Here is a 20513-nt window from a genome sequence, read left to right on the forward strand (position 1 = left end):
ACCTCGATCTCAGGCGAATCCGGGTCGAGGAGCTGCTGCTCGGGTCACTCGCGGCAGCGATCCCCGGTCGACCGGGGATCGCTGCCGTCGAATGACCCAAATCGCACGAACCGACAGCGGCCTCAGCGCACGACGAACGTGCCCGAACCCGGGGAGCCGGAGGTGCCGAGGGGGCCGCGGTCCTCGCCCTTGACCGAGACCGTGACCGAGCCGTCGCTGGCCTGGACGCGGACCGGCGGGGAGACCGAGAGGGTCTTCGAGGCGCCGAAGGCGACGTCGCCGCTGAAGACCACGGAGCCCCCGCCGTCGCGGACGATCACCCGGGCACCGGCGCCCGGAGCGGAGATCACCACGGGGACGGCGGGCGCCAGGGCGGCACCGCCGTGGTTGGGGCCGCCGGAGCCGTTGAGGACCGGGTCGTCGCGCAGGTCGACCGGTCCGTCCATCACCAGGCGGGCGATCGACCAGGCCAGCACGAGGGCCATCACGGCGGCGACGAGCACCGACCAGTTCGGCCCGCCCCGGGTGGCCTTGATGCCGCCGCTGTGGGCCAGCTCGGCCTCGAAGACGCGGCGCGGGTTGACCGGCGCGTCGGCGTACCTCTCGTCGTACGACGCCAGCAACGGCGCCGCGTCCACGCCGAGGACCCGGGCGAGGGTGCGGATGTGGCCGCGGGCGTAGAAGTCGCCGCCGCACGGCACGAAGTCGTCGGCCTCGACGGACTCGATGACGTGCGGGCGGATCCGCGTGCGCTCGGCGAGCTGGTCGACCGTGAGGCCGAGACGCGTACGGGCGGCGGCGAACTCCGGTCCGATCACCGGGTCGTCCGCGGGCTCGATGGCGAAGTCCTCGATGACGACCGTCTCGAGCGCCTCGCCCGGCACGGCGATGGGGCGGACGTCCTCGTGGACCGACCAGTCGTCGACATCCGGGCGGCGCAGCTCGAACGCCTCGGGCAGACCCGCGGCGGAGGAGGACGTCGACGCGAGGTCCGCCTTCAGGGCGTTGGCGCCTTGGACGAGCTCGCGGGTGACCTCCGTACGCCGCCCGGTCACCAGCGACCGCAGCGGCGACGGGGTGGCACTCGCGACGACGACGGGTTCGGGGTGCAGGACCTCCTCGGAGGCCGGCTCGTCGACGGGCCGGTTGCGCAGCCGGGCGGCCACCAGCGAGATGCCGTGGGCCAGGGTCGGCCGCGGGTCGGGGAGGTGGTGCTCGACCTCCTCGACAGGACCGCCGTCCCCCACCTCCGTCTCGTCGTCGGCCAGTGACCTCAGGGAGCCGAGCAGGTCGGTCGTCCCCGTGACGCGGGTGGACAGCGACAGCGGGACGCCGAGCGTCGGTCGGTCGGCGTTGCGCGGCGTGGCGACCAGTCGGCCGTCGCGCAGCCCGTGGCTCGCCACGACGTCGACCCGGCGCAGCGATCCCCACGTGAGCCCCGCCCACGTGCGGCCGGTGCGCAGCCGGAGCCCCTGCTCGTCGGCGACCAGCAGCGGCGTGCGCGCGTCGACGAGCACCCCGAGGTACGCCAGCGCCACCAGGCCGAACAGCGAGAACACCGCCCACGCCAGCCCGGAGCCGGAGTCCAGGGCACGTGTCAGGTACAGCGCCGCGACGCCTGCCGCGAGCACGCCGATGAGCGCGGCCAGCCCGGCCCGCCGGCGTACCTCGACCACGACGGGCTCGGGATCGGGCTCCGCGAGCGGACGCGGCAGCGGACCGAAGTCGGTCGGCACGTCGAACTCGACGATCTCGTCGTCACAGAAGTCGGTCACATCTCCCCCTGAAGTGTCGCGATCACACCGTCGATCTCGTCGGGCTTCACCAGCACGTCGCGCGCCTTGGAGCCCTCGCTCGGCCCGACCACTCCCCTGCTCTCGAGGATGTCCATCAGCCGGCCGGCCTTGGCGAACCCGACGCGCAGCTTGCGCTGGAGCATCGAGGTCGACCCGAACTGTGTGGACACGACGAGCTCCACGGCCTGGATCACCAGGTCCATGTCGTCGCCGATGTCGTCGTCGAGCTCCCGCTTGGACGCCGCCGGCGCGGTGACGTCGTCGCGGTAGGTCGGCCCGAGCTGCTGCTTGCAGTGCTTGACGACCTGGTGCACCTCGGCCTCGGTGACCCAGGAGCCCTGCACACGCACGGCCTTCGAGGCACCCATCGGGAGGAACAGCCCGTCACCCTGGCCGACCAGCTTCTCCGCACCGGGCTGGTCGAGGATGACGCGGCTGTCGGCCAGCGACGACGTCGCGAACGCCAGCCGCGACGGCACGTTGGCCTTGATCAGGCCGGTGACCACGTCGACCGAGGGTCGCTGGGTCGCCAGCACCAGGTGGATGCCCGCGGCCCGCGCGAGCTGGGTGATCCGGACGATAGCGTCCTCGACGTCGCGCGGCGCCACCATCATCAGGTCCGCGAGCTCGTCGACGATGACCACGAGATACGGGTACGGCGTGACCTCGCGCTCGCTGCCGGGCGGCACCGTCACCTTGCCCGCGCGCACCGCCTTGTTGAAGTCGTCGACGTGGCGGAAGCCGAAGTTCGCCAGGTCGTCGTACCTCATGTCCATCTCGCGCACGACCCACGCCAGCGCCTCGGCGGCCTTCTTGGGGTTGGTGATGATCGGCGTGATCAGGTGCGGCACGCCCTCGTAGGCGTTCAGCTCGACCCGCTTGGGGTCGACCATGATCATCCGTACCTCGTCCGGCGTGGACCGCATCAGCAGCGACGTGATCATCGAGTTGATGAAGCTGGACTTGCCGGAGCCGGTCGCGCCGGCGACCAGCAGGTGGGGCATCTTCGCCAGGTTGGCGACCACGAACCCGCCCTCGACGTCCTTGCCGAGACCGACCACCAGCGGGTGGTGGTCGGAGCGTGCGGTGCCGGAACGGAGCACGTCGCCGAGCGACACGATCTCCTTGTCCACGTTGGGGATCTCGATGCCGATCGCGGACTTGCCCGGGATCGGCGACAGGATGCGCACGTCCGCCGAGGCGACGGCGTAGGCGATGTTCTTCGACAGCGCGGTGACCTTCTCGACCTTGACGGCCGGGCCGACCTCCACTTCATATCGGGTCACCGTCGGCCCGCGGGTGTAGCCCGTGACCTGGGCGTCGATGCCGAACTCCTCCATCACCTGGGTGAGCCGCTCGACCACCTCGTCACTGGCCTTGGAGCGCGCCTTGTGCGGGGAGCCCGCGCGCAGCACGTCGTTCGCCGGCAGCGAGTAGGCGATGTCGCCGGACAGCGCGAGCTGCTCGACGCGCTGCGGGAGAGGCGTGTGGGGCGGGGGTTCGAGTCCCCCGTCGGACTCGTCGACCGCGGCGACCTCGGCCGTCACGTCGGCGTCGACGTCCTTCTTGCGGCCGCGCCGTCGCATCTCACGGTCCTCCAGGACCGGCGAGTCGTACGCCGGGTCGCCCATCTCCGGGTCGATGCCTGTGTCGCTCATCGATCCGACGCGAGAGCGGCGCGAGCCGCGCACCCGGATCGGCTGGGTGGGCTCGCCCTCGTCGAGCGCGTCCTCACCCTCGGGCCGCGAGCGGCCGAGCAGCCGGTCGCGCAGCGCGCCGAGCCGCGACGGCACCTGGTAGACGGGCGTCGCGGTGATGACCAGCACCCCGAACAGGCAGAGCAGCGTGAGCAGCGGGACGACGACGTACGCCGTCCGCAGCAGGTCCAGCAGCAGCGACGCGACGACGTACCCGACCGCGCCGCCGGCCTGCTGGAGGTCGGAGGAGTCGCCCAGCTCCGGTTGCGGGTTGCCGTTGGCGATCTGGACGATCCCGAGCACGCCGAACGCGAGGGCCGCCCAGCCGACGACCTGGCGACCGGCCGGGCCGTTGCGCTCGGGGTCGCGCATGTTGCGCCACCCGATGAGCACGAGCACCAGGGGGACGAGCCAGCCGACCTTGCCGACCGAGCCGGCCACCACGGTCCGGGTGGACTCCATGACGGCGCCGGGCAGCTGCCACCAGACGGCGGCCGCGGCGACGACGGCCAGCCCGATGACGAAGAGGCCCACGCCGTCGCGGCGCTGCTCGGGGTCGAGGTCGCGGGCGCTGCGGCCGATCGAGCGGGCCAGCGCGCCGATGGCGTGGGCGATGCCCAGCCACACGGCGGCCACGCCCCGGCCGAGAGCGGCGAACGCGCGGAAGACCGGACCCGGCCCGCTGCGGACGGCGCGCGGGGCTGCGCGCCGCGTCCGGGTGGGCGCGCGCTTGCTCGAGGACCGCCGCTTGCGGCCGGTGCTCGTACTCCGTGTCCGGGTGCCCGAGCCGCCACTGGCCGACCGTCCCTTGCTGCTGGACCGGCCGGACGTGGACGTGCTCCTGCTCCGCGAACCCGGCGGGGAAGACGTACGGGTCGCCATGACACCAAACGTATGCCACCGTCACTCCTGTCCCACGGACCACACACCCGTGTCGGCCGGTGGACCAGCCCGCCGACCCGTTTCGTCGAACGAGTCGGCGCGGGGTGCTGGACCACACCCCCGTGTCCTCCTAAGGTTCGCCCGGGGACCCGCCGCTCGGGCGCGCCCCGTCGACACCCATCACCTCGAGGGGAAGCACCACGTGAAATCACTCAGGTACGTCGTCAGCCTCGCCTTCGTGGGCGCAGCGCTGACGATCGTTCCGGCGGTCGTGCAGCAGTCGGCCGCCCAGAACGCACCCGCGGCGAAGGAGCCCACGCTCCTCTCGCGCATCAAGGAAGGAGCGCGCGGCTCGATCAAGGTCAGCACCGCACGCGCCACCGGGCAGGCCTCGTCGATCCGGGCGGGCCGCAACGGCGACCTCTTCCCTGCCAGCCACGCGAAGCCGGCCGCCAAGGCCGACGCGTTCCTGCGGCAGTACTCCCGCGCCTTCGGCGCCCCGCGCGCCCAGCTGGTCCGCGACCGCGTCGCCACGGACAAGCTCGGCTACACCACCGTCACCTACGTCCAGCGCTACCACGGCGTCCCGGTCTTCGGGTCCATGCTGCGGGTGCACCTCGACCGGCACCGCAACCTCACGTCGGTCAACGGCGTGCTCGCCCCGGTCAAGGGTCTCTCGCTGGGCCGCGACACCAGCCGCAAGGAGGCTGCCGCCCGCGCCGTCGCGCTCGTGCGCGCCCAGCCGCCGGGCGTCGACGGCCGCCACCTGTCGACCCAGGGCATCAAGGCGGTGAGCACCAAGCTGGTGGTCTACCGCCACGGCCTGGTCCAGGGCATCGACAAGGGCCGCACCGAGCTGGCCTACCAGGTGACGGTGAGCAACAACCGCAACGTCCGCGACGTCGTCTTCGTGACCGCGAACGCCGGCAAGGTGATCAACCGCTACTCCCTCATCGACGACGCGCTGTTCCGCGTTCTCTACGAGGCCAGCCTCAAGCCGAACGGCACCATCCAGTTCAAGAAGGTGTGGCAGGAGGGTCAGCCCCAGAACAAGCTGAACACCGACCAGAAGAACATGGAGGACTCGACCCAGGAGGCCTACTGGTTCTTCCACAACGCGTTCAACCGCGACTCCTACGACGACGCGGGCCACCAGATGGTGACGGTCAACAACGACCCGCGCATCGACTGCCCGAACGCCAACTGGAACGGCTCGACCACCAACTACTGCGACGGCGTCTCCTCCGACGACGTGGTCGCGCACGAGTGGGGCCACGCCTACACCGAGTTCACCGACGGCCTGCTCTACCAGTGGCAGCCCGGCGCGATGAACGAGGCGTACTCCGACATCTGGGGCGAGACCATCGACCTCATCAACGGCCGTCAGGACGAGGGCGAGGGCGACATCGACGCCGCGCGTCCCGTGGGACAGTGCTCCACCCACTCCTCCGCGCTGCCGCTCCTGACGATCAACGCCCCGGCGGCAATCGCCAAGGACTGCCTCACCGGCGGCGCGTCGTTCGGCGCCCCGCTGACGCCCACGGGCATCACCGGTGACGTGGCCCTGGCCGTCGACACCATCGAGCCGGTGACCCCGGACAACCCGGCGCCCGGCACGACGACCGACGGCTGCTCGCCCTACACGAACGCCGCCGACGTGGTCGGCAAGATCGTCATGGTCGACCGCGGCTACTGCTCGTTCCAGTCCAAGGCCGACGTCGCCACGGCGGCCGGCGCGATCGCGCTGATCATCGGCAACCGCGACCCGGCACCCATCGGCATGTCCGGTGACGGCAACACCGCGATCGTGTCGACCGTCAGCATCGGTCTCACCGACCGGGAGGCGATCCGCTCGGCCATCAACGGCGGCGACACCGTCAACGTGACGATCAAGGACGCCGGCGGCACCCGGTTCGACTCCTACCGCTGGCTCATCGGCGAGAAGTCCGACGGGTTCGGCGGCGCCATCCGCGACATGTGGGCGCCCACCTGCTACGGCGACCCGGGCAAGGTGTCCGACGCGGAGTACAAGTGCTCCGAGGACGACAACGGCGGCGTGCACGGCAACTCCGGCGTGGTCAACCACAGCTACGCGCTGCTGGTCGACGGTGGCACCTACAACAACGTCGCCGTCACCGGCATCGGGCTCGACAAGGCCGCCAACATCTACTACCGGGCGCAGACCGAGTACCTCACGCCCGTGAGTGGGTTCCCGGAGCTGGCTGACGCTCTCGAGGACTCGTGCGACGACCTGGTCGGCCAGCCGATCAACCAGCTGAGCACGGCCGCGGACGACACGCAGACGGCCACCGACCTCATCACGTCGGCGGACTGCGCCCAGGTCACCAACACCGTGGCTGCGGTCGAGCTCCGTGCGGACCCGACCGGTCAGTGCGGCTTCGGCCCGCTGCTCCAGCCCGGCGACCCCGCCACCACGTGCGGGGCCGGCACCAACCTCACGACCGTCTTCTCGGAGGACTTCGAGGACGGCCTGGCCGGCTGGGACGCGAGCAGCACCGGCAACAGCCTTCCGTGGCAGTCCGTCGACGCGCCTGCCGGACACGGCGGCAAGGTGGCCAAGGGTCCCGACCCGGACGTCCACTGCGCCACCCAGGACCCGACCGGTGCGGACTTCCTGGCGAGCGGGGACATCGTGATCCCGGCCGACGGGGTGGCGCCGAAGCTGTCGTTCGACCAGTACATCGCCACCGAGGCGGGCTTCGACGGCGGCAACGTGCAGCTACGCGTCAACGGGTCGGCCTACACGCCCATCCCCGCGGCGGCGTACACGTTCAACGCGCCGACGAACCTGACCACCCTCGCGGCGGGCAACGCCAACCCGCTCGCGGGCCAGCCCGGCTTCAGCGGGTCGGACAACGGTTCGGTGTTCGGCACGTGGGGCACCTCGCAGGTCGACCTGGCCGCGGCGGGCGTGGCTCCGGGTGACACCATCCGGATCCGCATCGCCAACGGGCGCGACTCCTGCACGGGCAACGACGGCTGGTACGTCGACGACATCGCTGTCGTCGTCTGCACTCCGGTGGGTGGCCCGACCGGCACCCCGACCGGCACCCCCACGGTGACGCCCACGGTGGCGCCCCCGCCCGCGCCTACCACCACGCCGACGACCACGCCGCCGGTGAAGGCGGTGACCGTCACCAAGGTCAAGAAGCCCAAGAACGCACCGACGTTCAAGCAGGACTTCAAGATCAAGGTCACGGTGACCGCGGCCGGCACCACCCCGAAGGGCCGCGTCGTGCTGCTCTACAAGGGCGTGAAGATCGGCAAGGGCAAGCTGGTCAAGGGGAAGGTGACGATCACGGTCACCAAGAACCTCAAGGTCGGCAAGCAGAAGCTGGTGGCGAAGTACAAGGGATCGCCCACCACGCTGAAGAGCAAGAAGCGCTTCACCATCACGATCGTCGCCTGACGACCTGACCATCGAGGCCCCGCCGGATCCGTCCGGCGGGGCCTCGTTGCATGTCCGGACCCGGGGCCGACGTGGACCTCGCGGGCACCGCCGCCTAGGGTGACCCACCTCACCACTGATCCATCTCGGGAGGAAATGTGAGACCTATCAGGCTTGTCCTCAGCCTGGCGCTCGCGGGAGCGGCCCTCTCGGCCGTCCCGGCGCTCCAGAGCACGGCGGTCGGCCAACCGGCCGCCGCCTCGTCACCGGACACCACCATCGGCCGGATGAAGGCGGAGGCCGACGGGGCCGTCCGGCTCACCCGCCAGCGCGCCACCGGCGCCGTCGGCATGGTGCGCACCTCGGGCGACCTGATGCCCGACCGCACCGCCGACTCGAGGGCGTCCGCCGGCCGCAAGGCGGCGACGTACGTCCGCACGTACGCCGCGGCGTTCGGCGCCGCCGCCGACCAGCTGCGCCGCTCCGGCGTCAAGTCCGACCGCTACGGCTGGACCGTGTCGTTCACCCAGCACTACCGGGGCGTCCCCGTCTTCGGCGCCCGGCTGATGGCGAACCTCGACCGCGACGGCCGGCTGACGTCGGTCAACGGCTTCGTCGCACCGAACCTCCGGCTCGGCACGACCCCGGCGATCGGCAAGCAGGTGGCCGCCGGCCACGCCGTGGCGCTGGTCCGCCAGCAGCCGCCGACGTCCGACACCGGCAAGGCCGGCAGTGTGAAGGGCCTGCAGGCCGCCCACACCCGGCTCGTCGTCTACCGCATGGGCGCGGTCAAGGGCGAGGCCGGCCGTGCGGTGCTCACCTACATGGTCGAGGTCACCAACCGCGCCAACGTGCGCGACATGGTGTTCGTCGACGCCCGGACCGGCAAGCCGGTCAACCGCTACTCGATGGCCGCCGACGCCCTCGAGCGGCACCTCATCGAGGCCAACGGCAGCCGCGACCCCTCGACGTTCCACGAGGTCTGGAAGGAGGGTGACCCGTTCCCGGGCACCCTCAACGCCGACCAGCAGCGCGAGGTCACCGGCACCGGCATGGCCTACTGGTTCTTCAAGGACACCTTCGGCCGTGACTCGTACGACGGCCTCGGCCACTCGATGACCACGGTCAACAACGACGGCCGGATCAACTGCCCCAACGCCAACTGGAACGGCGTCACGACCAACTACTGCAACGGCGTCACGTCCGACGACGTGGTCGCCCACGAGTGGGGCCACGCCTACACCGAGTACACGTCCGGGCTGATCTACCAGTGGCAGCCGGGAGCGCTCAACGAGTCCTACTCCGACGTGTGGGGCGAGACCGTCGACCTGGCCAACGGCCAGCAGGACGAGGGCGAGGGCGACCTGACCGCCAAGCGCGCCGACAACGCGTGCTCGACGCACAGCCCCGCGCTGCCCGTCGTGGTCATCAACTCGCCCGCGTCCGCCGCGAAGGTCTGCCAGGCCGGAGCCGCGGCGTTCGGACCGCAGGTCGACGCCACCGGCGTCACCGGCGACATCGTCCAGGCGCTGGATGCCGCCGACGCCACGGGCCCGAGCACCACCGACGCCTGCACGGTGATCACCAACCCCGCCACCGTCGCGGGCAAGGTCGCGCTCGTCGACCGCGGGTCGTGCGGCTTCGCGATCAAGGTCAAGAACGCCCAGAACGCCGGCGCCATCGGCGTCGTCGTCGGCAACAACGTCGACGTGGTGGCCGGCATGGCCGGTGCCGACCCGACGATCACCATCCCGGCGGTGCTCATCCGGCTGTCCGACCGCAACCGCATCGTCACCGCGCTCGGCACCGGACCGGTCAACGTGACGCTGAAGGACAACGGCGGCACCCGCACGGACTCCTACCGCTGGCTGGTGGCCGAGAAGTCCACCGCGTTCGGCGGGGCGATCCGCGACATGTGGCAGCCCACCTGCCTCGGCGACCCGGGCAAGGTGTCGGACGCGGAGTACTTCTGCGACACCTCCGACGCCGGCGGCGTGCACTCCAACAGCGGGGTGCCCAACCATGCCTACGCCCTGCTCGTCGACGGCGGCAGCTACAACGGCGTCAACGTCACCGGCCTCGGCCTCGACAAGGCGGCCAACCTGTGGTTCTACAACCAGACCCACTACCTGACGCCGACCTCGGGCTTCCCGGAGTTCGCCGACGGACTGGTCGCCTCGTGCAGCGCGCTCGTGGACCAGCCGATCAACGAGGTCCAGGTCGCGGAGAACGGCACGCCCCAGCCGGCGACGCCGATCGCCGCGGGTGACTGCCAGCAGGTGGCCAACGTCATCGCCGCCACCGAGCTGCGCCGCGAGCCGACGCAGTGCAACTTCCAGCCGCTCTTCAGGCAGGACACTCCGGGCACCTGCGGCGCGGGCACGAAGCGCAACGTCGTGTGGAGCGACGGCTTCGGGTCGGGCCTGGGCCAGTGGACGGCGGGCCAGGAGATCAAGTTCCCCGGTGGCATCGGCTTCCCGTGGAGGACGACCACCGACGCTCCCGACCACCAGGGTGCCGTGGCCTACGGCCAGGCGACCGACGACGGCGTGTGCAGCAACGGCGCCGGCGACGCGTCCAGCCGGGACTGGATCACCAGCCCGTCGATCCTGATCCCGGGGGCACCCCAGAAGTCGCCGCGGCTGACGTTCGACCACACGATCGCCAGCGAGTTCAACGTCGACGGCGGCAACGTGAGCATCTCCGTCAACGGCGGGGCTTTCACGCTGGTCCCGACGGCGGCCTACGCCTTCAACGGGCCGAACTCGACGCTGCTCACGGCGGCGGCGGGCAACACCAACCCGAAGGCCGGCCAGCGCGCCTGGACCGGCACCGACGGCGGCAAGGTCACCACCAAGTGGGGCCAGACGATCGTCGACCTGTCGGCGGCGGGCGTGGCTCCGGGCGACACCATCCAGGTGCGCTTCGACATGGGTCGCGACGGCTGTGGCGGTCTGTTCGGGTGGTACGTCGACAACGTCGTCGTCTCCACCTGCAAGCCGCACCAGGCAGGCGCTGCTCGCGAGGAGTCCTCCTCGCGCGAGGGCTGACCTGGTCTCGTGACGGGCGCTGGCGCGCCTTGCTCGACCAGCAGGCACGAGGGCCCCACCGGAACCTTCCGGTGGGGCCCTCGTTCTCTGACAGGATGAAGACCTGCCCGGAAGGAGTGCTGGTGAGCCCAGTGGGTGTGCCCGGTGAGGCATCGGTCCCGGTGATCGCCGTCGCGGTCGACGCCGCGTCGGTGGAGCGGCCCGTCATCGAGGCGTGGGCCCGCGAGCACGACCCCGAGGTCTCGGAGGTGCTCGACGCGGTCAACGGCACCGGCGCCGGTCTGGGTGCGGCCCTGGCGGCGTACGACGAGGCGCTGGTCGTGCCGGTGCGCGTGGCCTGGCTGCCCACCGTCGAGCGGCGACCCGGCATGTCACGGCTCTCCGAGCTCGCGCTGCTGGCCACGCCCAAGCGGCCGGCCACCTGGCTCTCCCGCCGGCTGGCAGCCCTCTCCCCCGGCCGTCGGCGGGTCATCGACGGCGAGCCCGCCCTTCTGTCCGAGCTGCGCAAGCGCTTCACCGATACCTCCGGTGACGCGACGGACCCCGAGTCGTTCGGCGCGTTCGTCCGGCGGTCGGCCGTGGTCACCCTCGAGCGCGAGGAGCGTGCGGAGATCGGCAACCGCTACAAGGTGCCGCACGCCGTCAGCGAGGAGATCCTGGCCCGCAAGGAGTTCCGCGACGAGATCGCCGGCGTCGCCGCGGAGATGGGCCTCACCGCGGCCGAGGGTCTGGAGAAGGCCGAGGAGTGCCTCGACGAGCTGGTCGCGGTGCAGAGCCGCGCGGCGGTCGACATGTTCTACGCGATGATGGAGCCGCTGCACTCCTCGACCTGGCACGTGCTGGCCGACGAGTCGGGGCTGGCCCGGCTGCGGGAGCTCAACAAGCGCTACGCGCTGGTGTTCCTTCCCGCGCACCGGTCGTACGTCGACACGCTCGTGCTCGGCGACGTGCTGGCCCGCAACGACTTCCCGCGCAACCACGTGATGGGCGGGGCGAACCTCCGGATCTGGCCGATCAGCGACCTGGCTCGGCGCGCCGGCATCGTCTTCATCCGGCGCAGCTTCGGCGACGACGAGATCTACAAGTCCGTGGTGCAGGAGTACTTCGCGTTCCTGCTGTCCAAGCGCTTCAACCTGGAGTGGTACTTCGAGGGCGGCCGCTCGCGCACCGGCAAGATCCGCACGCCGAGGTACGGACTGCTCCGGTACGTCGCCCAGGCGGTGCAGAGCGGGCGCGTCGAGGACGTCTACCTGGTGCCCACGTCGATCACCTACGACCGCCTGTTCGAGGTCTCGAAGATGGCCGCCGAGCAGGCCGGCGCCAAGAAGCAGGCCGAGGGCCTGAAGTGGCTGGCCGAGTACGCCCGCTCGCAGCGGCGCACCCACGGCGGGTCGGCCCACGTCCGCTTCGGCGAGCCCATCGCGATGCGCTCGTGGCTGCCCGGGGCCGGCGCGTCGGACGACGACAACCGGGCCGCGCTGCACAAGATCGCCTTCGAGGTCGCGGTCGGCATCAACCGGACCTCGCCGCTGACCGCCAACGGCCTGCTCGCCCTGACCCTCCTCGGCGTCCGCGACCAGTCGCTCACGCTCACCCAGATCCAGCAGATCCTGCGGCCGGTGCTCGCCTACATCGAGGCCCGCGCGCTCCCGTCGACGGGGCTCGAGCTGCTGTCCGACGCCGACGGCCTGAGCAGCGTGCTCTCGGACCTGGTGCGGGCGAAGGTCGTCACGGTCTTCGACAAGGGCGAGGAGCCGATCTACGCGATCGAGCGCGGCCAGCACCTGGTCGCCGCCTTCTACCGCAACAACGCCATCCACTGGTTCGTGAACCGGGCGATCCTGGAGCTGTCCCTGCTCTGGACCTCCCAACGGCTGGCGCAGCAGGACTCGAAGAACCCCGAGCTGACCGGCTGGACCGAGGCGAAGCGGATCCGGGACCTGCTCAAGTTCGAGTTCTTCTTCCCCGACCGGGACACGTTCGAGCGGGAGCTGCGCGAGGAGCTCGCGCTGCTCGCCCCCGGGGCCACCGACCCGCTGGAGGCGCTGCGCGGCTCGGGTGTGCTGATGGCGCACCGCGTGCTGCGGTCGTTCCTGGACGCCCAGCTCGTGGTCGCGGACCGGCTGGCGCACCTCGACCCCTCGGCCCCGGTGGACAAGACGGCCCTGCTCGACGACTGCGACCGGGTGGGTCAGCAGATGCTCCTGCAACGTCGGCTGCACTCCCCCGAGTCGGTGTCGCGGGAGCTGTTCGCCTCAGCCCTGGACCTCAAGGACAACTTCGGCCTGCTCGCCCCGCGTGACACCGAGACGCCCGCGGACCTCGAGCGCCGGCGTACCCATCATCTGGAGTTCGTCACCAGCCTGATCGAGCGGGCCCAGGTGATCGAGTCCCTCGACGCGGCCAACCGAGCGGAGGTCACCGGTGTTGTTGTCTGAGCGTCTCGAGCAGGTGTACGCCGGCCCGCAGGGGCCGGACGTGGCGGCGTTCTTCGACTTCGACGGCACGCTGATCCACGGGTTCTCGGCCGTCGACTTCTACCTCGACCGCATCCGCAGCGGGAAGGTCGGCCCGCTGGAGGCGATCCGCACCACGGTGATGGCCGTGCGCGGCGTGGAGACCGAGGAGGACTTCGAGAAGCTGGTCGCCATCGGCCTCAGCGGGCTCGACGGGCACCACATGGACGACGTGTCGGCGGTCGGCGAGCGGGTGTTCGCCAAGAAGCTCGCGGCCCGCGTCTACCCCGAGGCCTGGCAGCTGGTGCAGGCCCACCACCGGATGGGGCACACCGTCGTGCTGGCCTCGTCGGCGACCCGCTTCCAGCTCGAGGCCGCCGCGCGGACCCTGGGCATCGACCACGTGCTGAGCACCGCCCTGGAGGCCGGCGAGGACGGCGTCCTGACCGGCCGCGCCGACGGGCCGACGCTGTGGCGCGCCGGCAAGGCTCGCGCGGTGCGCGACTTCGCCGAGCTGCATGGGGTGGACCTCGCCGCGTCGTACGCCTACTCCAACGGCAACGAGGACATCGACTTCCTCAGCCAGGTGGGCTTCCCGGCCGCGACGACCCCGGAGGACCGGTTGCGCGAGCACGCGACCTCGGAGGGCTGGCCGGTGCTGGACTTCCGCTCGCGCGGGCTGCCCAGCGTGGCGACCATCGCCCGGTCGGCCGCGGCGATGGGCGGGATCCTGACCGGCATCGGCACCGGCGCGGCGTTCGGGCTGCTGAACGGCAGCCGGCGCACGGCCATCTCCTCCATCATGGCGCTGTCCTCGGAGTACTCCCTGGCCCTCGCCGGCGTGAAGGTCGACATCGTCGGCGAGCAGCACGTGTGGGAGCAGCGGCCCGCGGTGTTCGTGTTCAACCACCAGAGCCAGCTCGACGTGTTCGTGATCTGCTACCTGCTGCGCCGCGACTTCACCGGCGTGGCCAAGCAGGAGCTGACCAAGGACCCGATCTTCGGTCCGGTGTTCAGGTTCGCGGGCGTCGCCTTCGTCGACCGCCAGGGCGGCCGCAACCCGCGCGACGCGCTCGCCCCGGCCGTGGCCAAGCTGCGCGACGGCATCTCGGTCGTCATCGCTCCGGAGGGCACCCGCTCCTTGACGCCCACGCTCGGCACGTTCAAGACCGGCGCGTTCCACCTGGCGCGCGAGGCCGGCGTCCCCGTCGTGCCCGTGGTGATCCGCAACGCCGGCGAGCTGATGTGGCGCGACGCGCTGACCGTGAAGCCTGGCACCGTCCAGGTGGCCGTGCTCCCGCCGATCGACGTCTCCGCGTGGCCGGCCGACCAGATCCGCAACAAGACCCGCGAGGTCCAGGCGCTGTTCGAGGACACCCTCGCCCACTGGCCCGGCGAGCCCCGTCCCGCTCCCAAGGAGCCCGCGCCGCCGAAGCAGACACCCGCCCGGAAGGCCCCTGCCAAGAAGGCCCCTGCCAAGAAGGCCCCTGCCAAGAAGACGGCTGCCAAGAAGACGGCTGCCAAGAAGACCGCGAGCAAGAAGACCGCGAGCAAGAAGTCGGCCTCGACCCGCCGCCGTACGGCCGAGTGACCCGTACGACACCCGAAAAGCCATCTCGAGCCTGCGTTGCGGGTCACTCGTGGTCGGAACACCCGGCTGACCGGGTACTCCGCCCACGAGTGACGCGAATGGCAGGTGTCAGGCGCGGCCGCTGAACCAGGGGTCGCGCAGGTCGAGGTAGGTGATCTCGCTCATGTCGCCCATGACCTTCTGGAACTCCTCACCCACGTCGGCGGGCATCTCCTGCTTCTCGCCCTCGCGGGCGGCGGCCTCGGAGGTGAAGTAGATGGTCTGGGTGAAGTCGCCGTCGTCGGCGACGGCGGTGGTGCCGCCGATGATCTCGGGCCGCATCTCCTTGAGGCCGTCCATCGGCTGGTTGCTGAACGCCCGGAAGCCGTCGGCGTCCGAGACCTTGCCGCGCATCACCTGGACGAAGCCGGCGTCGTCGGAGCCGCCACCCAGCCACGTGATCGCGTCGTCGTAGTCGCGGAAGCCGACCTCGCCGTCGTAGCAGCCTTCGGTCTCGCGCCACCACGCGTCCTGCTCAGGACGGGCCGAGTTCCGGTCCGCCGCGTCGCGGGACTCGAAGCGCACCACGGCGACCGCCGTACCGTCGTCGGTCACTCCGCCGGTCGAGCCGAGCCACCCGTCGGCGCCGGGTCCGATCTCCTGCTCCCACAGGTCCAGCTGCTTCTTGAGCCGGTCGGCATCGGAGCACCGTCCCTGGATGACCTGGATGAACATCGCTGCCTCCTCTTCCCCCGAAAGGTCTGCCCGAGAGGCCGCTTCGCCGTGAAGTGGTCGAGGTACGACGCTACGCCCGGTCCGCGGTTCCGGACAGGTGGCAGAGGTGACGCTGGCCTTACGCCTCGATGACGACCGGGATGATCATCGGGCGGCGGCGGTGCTCCCGGTTGACCCAGCGGCCCACGACGCGGCGGATGACCTGTTGGAGCTGGTAGGCGTCGTTGTTGCCCTCTGCCCCGGCCCGGTCGAGCGCGTCGATGATCGGCTGCTTGATCTCGTCGAACGTCGAGATGTCCTCGGCGAACCCGCGGGCGTGGATCTCCGGCCCACCGGACACCTTCCCGCTGACCGAGTCCACGACCACGATCACCGAGATGAATCCCTCGGACGCCAGGATCCGGCGGTCCTTCATCGAGGACTCGCTGACGTCGCCGATCGAGGAGCCGTCCACGAAGACGTAGCCGCAGTCGACCTTGCCCGCGATCGAGACCTGCCCGTCGACCAGGTCGACGACCACGCCGTCCTCGGCGATCACGACGTTCTCGGCGGGGACGCCGGTACGCCGGGCGAGCGCGGCGTTCGCCTGCATGTGCCGGATCTCCCCGTGCACGGGCATCACGTTGCGCGGCTTGACGATGTTGTAGGCGTAGAGCAGCTCGCCGGCGCTGGCGTGGCCGGACACGTGGACGAGCGCGTTGCCCTTGTGCACCACGGTCGCGCCCCACCGGGCCAGGCCGTTGATGACGCGGTAGACGGCGTTCTCGTTGCCCGGGATCAGGCTGCTGGCCAGGATGACGGTGTCGCCCTCCTCGATGTGCACGAGGTGGTGGTTGCGCTGGGCGATCCGGCTCAGCGCCGAGAGCGGCTCCCCCTGGCTGCCCGTCGAGATCAGCACCTGCCGCTCCGGGGGGAGCTCCGCGAGGTCCTTGACGTCGACCAGCACGTCCGCCGGCACGTGCAGGTAGCCCAGGTCGCGGGCGATCGCCATGTTGCGGACCATCGAGCGGCCGACGTACGCCGCCTTGCGGTCGTGCGCCACGGCGGCGTCGAGGATCTGCTGGACGCGGTGCACGTGGCTGGCGAAGCAGGCCACGATGATCCGCTGCTGGCTGGTGTGGAAGACCCGGTCGAGCACCGGCCCGATGTCCTGCTCGGGCGTGGTGAAGCCGGGCACCTCAGCGTTCGTCGAGTCGGTCAGGAACAGGTCGACGCCCTCCTCACCGAGCCGGGCGAACGCCCGCAGGTCGGTGATCCGGCCGTCCAGCGGCAGCTGGTCCATCTTGAAGTCGCCGGTGTGCAGGACCATGCCCGCCGGCGTGCGGATGGCGACGGCGAGCGCGTCGGGGATGGAGTGGTTGACCGCCACGAACTCCAGGTCGAACGGGCCCAGCGCGAGCCGGTCGCCCTCCTTGACCACGTGGTGCACCGTCTCCTTGAGGCGGTGCTCGCGGAGCTTGGAGTCGAGGAGCGCCAGCGTCAGCTCGGACCCCACGAGCGGGATGTCCTCACGCTCGCGGAGGAGGTACGGCGTGGCGCCGATGTGGTCCTCGTGACCGTGGGTCAGGACCAGGGCCTCGACGGCGTCGAGCCGGTCCCGGATGGCCTCGAAGTCGGGGAGGATCAGGTCGACGCCGGGGTGGTGGTCCTCGGGGAACAGGACGCCGCAGTCGACGACCAGCAGCCGGCCGTCGTACTCGAAGACCGTCATGTTGCGGCCGACCTCGCCGAGGCCGCCCAGCGGGGTGATCCGCAGCCCACGGTCAGCCAGGGGTGCCGGCGCCGAGAGCTCGGGGTGGGGATGACTCAAGAGATTCCTTAGGTGATGAGTCCGGAGGCGACCAGACCCTCGCGGAGGGCGGCCACCTCCTCGTCGGTGAGCGGCACGAGAGGGCCGCGGACGTTGCGGTTGTCGAGCACGCCGAGCAGCTGCAGGGCCGCCTTGGCGGTGGTGGCGCCGTAGTTGGGCACGCCCATGACGGCGTCGGTCGCGGGCAGCAGCGTGGTGTAGGTCGCCAGCGCGGCGTGGTGGTCGCCGGCGAGGAAGTCGCGGATCATGCCGGCGATCTGGTCGCCGGCGGCGTGGCCGACCACCGACACGACGCCTTGGGCGCCGTGGGCCAGCCACCCGAGGGTGGAGACGTCGTCGCCGGAGTACAGGTCGTAGCCCATCTGCATGATCTTCACACCCCGGGCGTAGTCGCCGACCGCGTCCTTGACCGCGACGACGGTGTCCCACTCCTTGGCGGCGGCGTAGGTCTCCAGCGCGATCTGCGTGCCGGTGCGTCCGGGCACGTCGTACAGCATCACCGGCACGCCGGTGCTCTCCACGACGGTGCGGAAGTGGTGGAGGACGCCGGCCTGGCCGGGCTTGTTGTAGTACGGCGTGACCAGGAGCAGCGCGTCGGCGCCCAGCTTCTCGGCCTGGCGGGCCAGCTCGACGGAGTGGGCGGTCGCGTTGGTGCCGACGCCCGCGACGACCACGGCCCGGTCGCCGACCGCGTCCTTGACCGCGCGCAGGATGTCGCCGTCCTCGGCGACCGTGGTCGTGGGGCTCTCCCCCGTCGTGCCGCTGACCACGACGCCGTCGTGGCCGTGGTCGACGAGGTGGGCCGCGATGCGGGCGGTGCCGTCGAGGTCGACCGAGCCGTCGTCGTGGAAGGCGGTCGCCATCGCGGTCAGCATCCGCCCGAGGCGGGGACCGGATGCCGGGGACGTCATGGCCCCCAGGCTATCGGGTGCTCATCTCTGGGTGGTTGAGGTGTGAGGAGCGCCAGCGACGAGCCTCGACACCACCATCCGTCGAGCAGGAGGTGGTTTCGAGGCTCGGCCGTGAACGGCCTCACACCTCAACCACCGAAAGAGGGGTTCAGAGGTGGGGCATCACCTCGGTGGCCACCAGCCGCAGGTGGTCCAGGTCCTGGAGGTCGAGGGTCTGGAGGTACAGGCGGGTCTGGCCGGACTCGACGTACCGGCCGACCTTGTCGACCACCTCGCTCACGGTCCCGCCGAGCTGCTCGCGGCGCAGGGTGTCGGGGTCGTGCCCGATGTTCGCGGCCCGACGCCGGAACTCCGCCTCGTCCGCCCCCACGCACAGCACCAGGGCGCTGGAGGTGGTCATCGTCGCCGGGTCGCGGCCGGCCTCCTCGCACGCCCGGAGCACGCGGGCGAGGATCGGGAGCCCGTCCTCGAAGGCCTCGAACGACACGTTGTACTCGTCGGCGTACCGGGCCGCGAGCGCCGCCGACCGCTTCTTGCCGGCGCCGCCCATGATCACCGGTGGCTTGGCCTGGTGCGGTTTCGGCAGACCGGGCGAGTCGACGACCGAGTGCCGCTTGCCCTCGTAGGTGAACCCGGCCCCGGACACATGATCGGTCGCCCACAGCCCGGTGATGATCGCGAGCTGGTCCTCGAGCATGTCGAAGCGCTCCGAGGGCCCGGGGAAGTCGAACCCGTACGCCGCGTGCTCGCGGCCGAACCAGCCCGCACCGATGCCGAGCTCGACGCGGCCGCCGCTCATCTGGTCGACCTGCGCCACCTGGATCGCCAGCAGCCCGGGCGATCGGAACGTGACGCTGGTGACCAGGGTGCCCAGCCGGATCCGGCTGGTCTCGCGGGCGATCGCGCCGAGCGTCACCCACGAGTCGGTCGGGCCGGGCAACCCGTCGGTGCCCATGGCAAGGAAGTGGTCGGAGCGGAAGAACGCCCCGAAGCCCAGCTCCTCGGCCGTCTGCGCCACGCGCAGGAGGTCGTCGTACGACGCCCCCTGCTGCGGCTCGGTGAACACCCTCAGCTCCATGCCGGCCATGCGACTCAGCCTGTCAGGGTCTTGGTGAAGAACACCCGGTGGTACGGGCCGATCTGCTCGCGGTGGGTCTCGACGTACCCGTGCCGCGGGTAGTACGCGAGGTTCTCGGTCATCACGACGTTGGTGTAGAGCCGCACATCGGGCAGGCCCATCGCCCGGGCCTGCTCGTCTGCGACGCCGAGCAGCCGGGTGCCGATCCCGGTGCCGTGGTGCTCGGGCGCGACGCCGACGATGTCGAGCAGCAGGTGGTCGTCGTGCGGCTCGAGCACGAGCAGGCCGACCACCTCGCCGCCGTCCTCGGCCACCCAGGTGTGGCCCAGCGCGACCTTCTCGGCGTAGTCGACGTGCATCGGCCAGGGCTCGATGGTGCCGAGGCGGCCGATGTACGGCGAGAACGCCGCGTGCGCCACCGCCGTCAGCCCGTCGACGTCCTCCGGACGGGCGGGCCTGACCACGGTCATGTCAGCTGATGATGCCGTGCCGGAAGCCGAGGCTTTCAGGGGACCCGCGGTTACGGTGCTGGCGTGCTGGTGCAGCTGTCGGGAGTGCCCGGGTCCGGGAAGTCCACGCTGGCGCGAGGACTGGCGGCCGGCCACGGCCTGGTCGTGCTGGACACCGACGTGGTCAAGAGCGCCCTCCTGGAGCGCGACCTGTCCGTCGCGGACGCCGGCCCGGCGGCGTACGGCGTGGTGCTGGCGCTCGCGGCCGACCTGCTGGCCCAGGGGCACGGCGTCGTCGTCGACTCGCCGTGCCGGTACCCGGCCCTGCTCGCGGCCGGTCAGCAGGTCGCCGAGGAGGCCGGGGTCGGGTACCGGTTCGTCGAGCTGTGGGCCGACGACCCGGCGACCCTGCTCCCCCGCCTCGACGGCCGACGCCCGCGCCCGTCGCAGGTGGCGTCGAGCACCGACGCCGCACCGGGCACCGCGTGGGAGCACGGCACCGCGGTCGCCACGCTTCGTGCCTGGCAGGACGAGCTGGTCAGGCCGGAGGCGGGGTACGTGCGGCTGGACGCTGCGTTGCCTCCTGACGAGCTGCTGCGTGCAGCGTCGAACCACCTGGCGTCGGGGCGAGCGCCGGGCTCAGCACGCGCACGTGACTAGCCTCGACGTC

General features: G+C 71.2%; 12 protein-coding genes. 5 read left to right on the forward strand and 7 right to left on the reverse strand.

Features of this window, described 5'->3' with window-relative positions; translation table 11 throughout:
• Positions 1–122 precede the first annotated feature (122 nt).
• Both ISU07_RS24765 and ISU07_RS10010 read right to left on the reverse strand, forming a co-directional pair.
• Positions 123–1775, reverse strand: coding sequence for a helix-turn-helix domain-containing protein (locus ISU07_RS24765; RefSeq protein WP_194706631.1), 1653 nt, complete (start codon positions 1773–1775; stop codon positions 123–125).
• Positions 1772–4375, reverse strand: a complete 2604-nt coding sequence (locus ISU07_RS10010; RefSeq protein ID WP_194706632.1) for an FtsK/SpoIIIE family DNA translocase — start codon at positions 4373–4375, stop codon at positions 1772–1774. The genes ISU07_RS24765 and ISU07_RS10010 overlap by 4 nt, the downstream gene beginning before the upstream one ends.
• A gap of 202 nt (positions 4376–4577) precedes the next feature.
• Here ISU07_RS10010 and ISU07_RS10015 point away from each other — a divergent pair, with 202 nt between their 5' ends.
• From ISU07_RS10015 to ISU07_RS10030, 4 genes are all read left to right on the forward strand, one after another.
• The gene (locus ISU07_RS10015; RefSeq protein ID WP_194706633.1) at positions 4578–7805 is read left to right on the forward strand and encodes a M4 family metallopeptidase; all 3228 of its coding nucleotides are present in this window, start codon (positions 4578–4580) and stop codon (positions 7803–7805) included.
• 137 nt (positions 7806–7942) lie between these two features.
• Positions 7943–10834 carry a M4 family metallopeptidase gene (locus tag ISU07_RS10020; protein WP_194706634.1) on the forward strand — a complete coding sequence of 964 codons (2892 nt, stop codon included), beginning with the start codon at positions 7943–7945 and terminating at the stop codon, positions 10832–10834.
• Between the two features lie 122 nt (positions 10835–10956).
• Complete coding sequence (locus ISU07_RS10025) at positions 10957–13272, forward strand: glycerol-3-phosphate 1-O-acyltransferase (protein ID WP_194706635.1); 2316 nt, start codon at positions 10957–10959, stop codon at positions 13270–13272.
• Positions 13259–14881 (forward strand): HAD-IB family hydrolase, encoded by a 1623-nt coding sequence (locus ISU07_RS10030; RefSeq protein ID WP_194706636.1) that lies wholly within the window; start codon positions 13259–13261, stop codon positions 14879–14881. The genes ISU07_RS10025 and ISU07_RS10030 overlap by 14 nt, the downstream gene beginning before the upstream one ends.
• A 108-nt stretch (positions 14882–14989) precedes the next feature.
• Here the strand turns inward: ISU07_RS10030 and ISU07_RS10035 are convergent, their stop codons facing one another.
• The 5 genes from ISU07_RS10035 to ISU07_RS10055 form a co-directional block, all read right to left on the reverse strand.
• On the reverse strand, positions 14990–15595 hold the full coding sequence (locus tag ISU07_RS10035; protein WP_194706637.1) for a hypothetical protein: 606 nt from the start codon (positions 15593–15595) through the stop codon (positions 14990–14992).
• A 118-nt stretch (positions 15596–15713) separates the two neighbouring features.
• Complete coding sequence (locus ISU07_RS10040; RefSeq protein ID WP_194706638.1) at positions 15714–17405, reverse strand: ribonuclease J; 1692 nt, start codon at positions 17403–17405, stop codon at positions 15714–15716.
• Positions 17406–17413: 8 nt separating this feature from the next.
• Positions 17414–18316 carry a 4-hydroxy-tetrahydrodipicolinate synthase gene (gene dapA, locus ISU07_RS10045; protein WP_194706639.1) on the reverse strand — a complete coding sequence of 301 codons (903 nt, stop codon included), beginning with the start codon at positions 18314–18316 and terminating at the stop codon, positions 17414–17416.
• A gap of 148 nt (positions 18317–18464) precedes the next feature.
• Positions 18465–19403 carry an LLM class F420-dependent oxidoreductase gene (locus ISU07_RS10050; RefSeq protein ID WP_323742529.1) on the reverse strand — a complete coding sequence of 313 codons (939 nt, stop codon included), beginning with the start codon at positions 19401–19403 and terminating at the stop codon, positions 18465–18467.
• Positions 19404–19408: 5 nt separating this feature from the next.
• Positions 19409–19864, reverse strand: a complete 456-nt coding sequence (locus tag ISU07_RS10055) for a GNAT family N-acetyltransferase (RefSeq protein WP_194706640.1) — start codon at positions 19862–19864, stop codon at positions 19409–19411.
• A gap of 63 nt (positions 19865–19927) precedes the next feature.
• Here ISU07_RS10055 and ISU07_RS10060 point away from each other — a divergent pair, with 63 nt between their 5' ends.
• On the forward strand, positions 19928–20503 hold the full coding sequence (locus tag ISU07_RS10060) for an AAA family ATPase (RefSeq protein WP_194706641.1): 576 nt from the start codon (positions 19928–19930) through the stop codon (positions 20501–20503).
• The last annotated feature ends 10 nt before the right edge of the window (positions 20504–20513 follow it).

This window comes from Nocardioides islandensis, from assembly GCF_015352455.1.
In the GTDB taxonomy this organism is placed as follows: Bacteria; Actinomycetota; Actinomycetes; order Propionibacteriales; family Nocardioidaceae; genus Nocardioides; species Nocardioides islandensis.

Bases quoted from the DNA above. Each gene is read 5' to 3' on its own strand.
- dapA (WP_194706639.1), bottom strand. From the start codon at position 18,316: ATGACGTCCCCGGCATCCGGTCCCCGCCTCGGGCGGATGCTGACCGCG.
- ISU07_RS10050 (WP_323742529.1), bottom strand. From the start codon at position 19,403: ATGGCCGGCATGGAGCTGAGGGTGTTCACCGAGCCGCAGCAGGGGGCG.
- ISU07_RS10035 (WP_194706637.1), bottom strand. From the start codon at position 15,595: ATGTTCATCCAGGTCATCCAGGGACGGTGCTCCGATGCCGACCGGCTC.
- ISU07_RS10055 (WP_194706640.1), bottom strand. From the start codon at position 19,864: ATGACCGTGGTCAGGCCCGCCCGTCCGGAGGACGTCGACGGGCTGACG.
- ISU07_RS10010 (WP_194706632.1), bottom strand. From the start codon at position 4,375: ATGGCGACCCGTACGTCTTCCCCGCCGGGTTCGCGGAGCAGGAGCACG.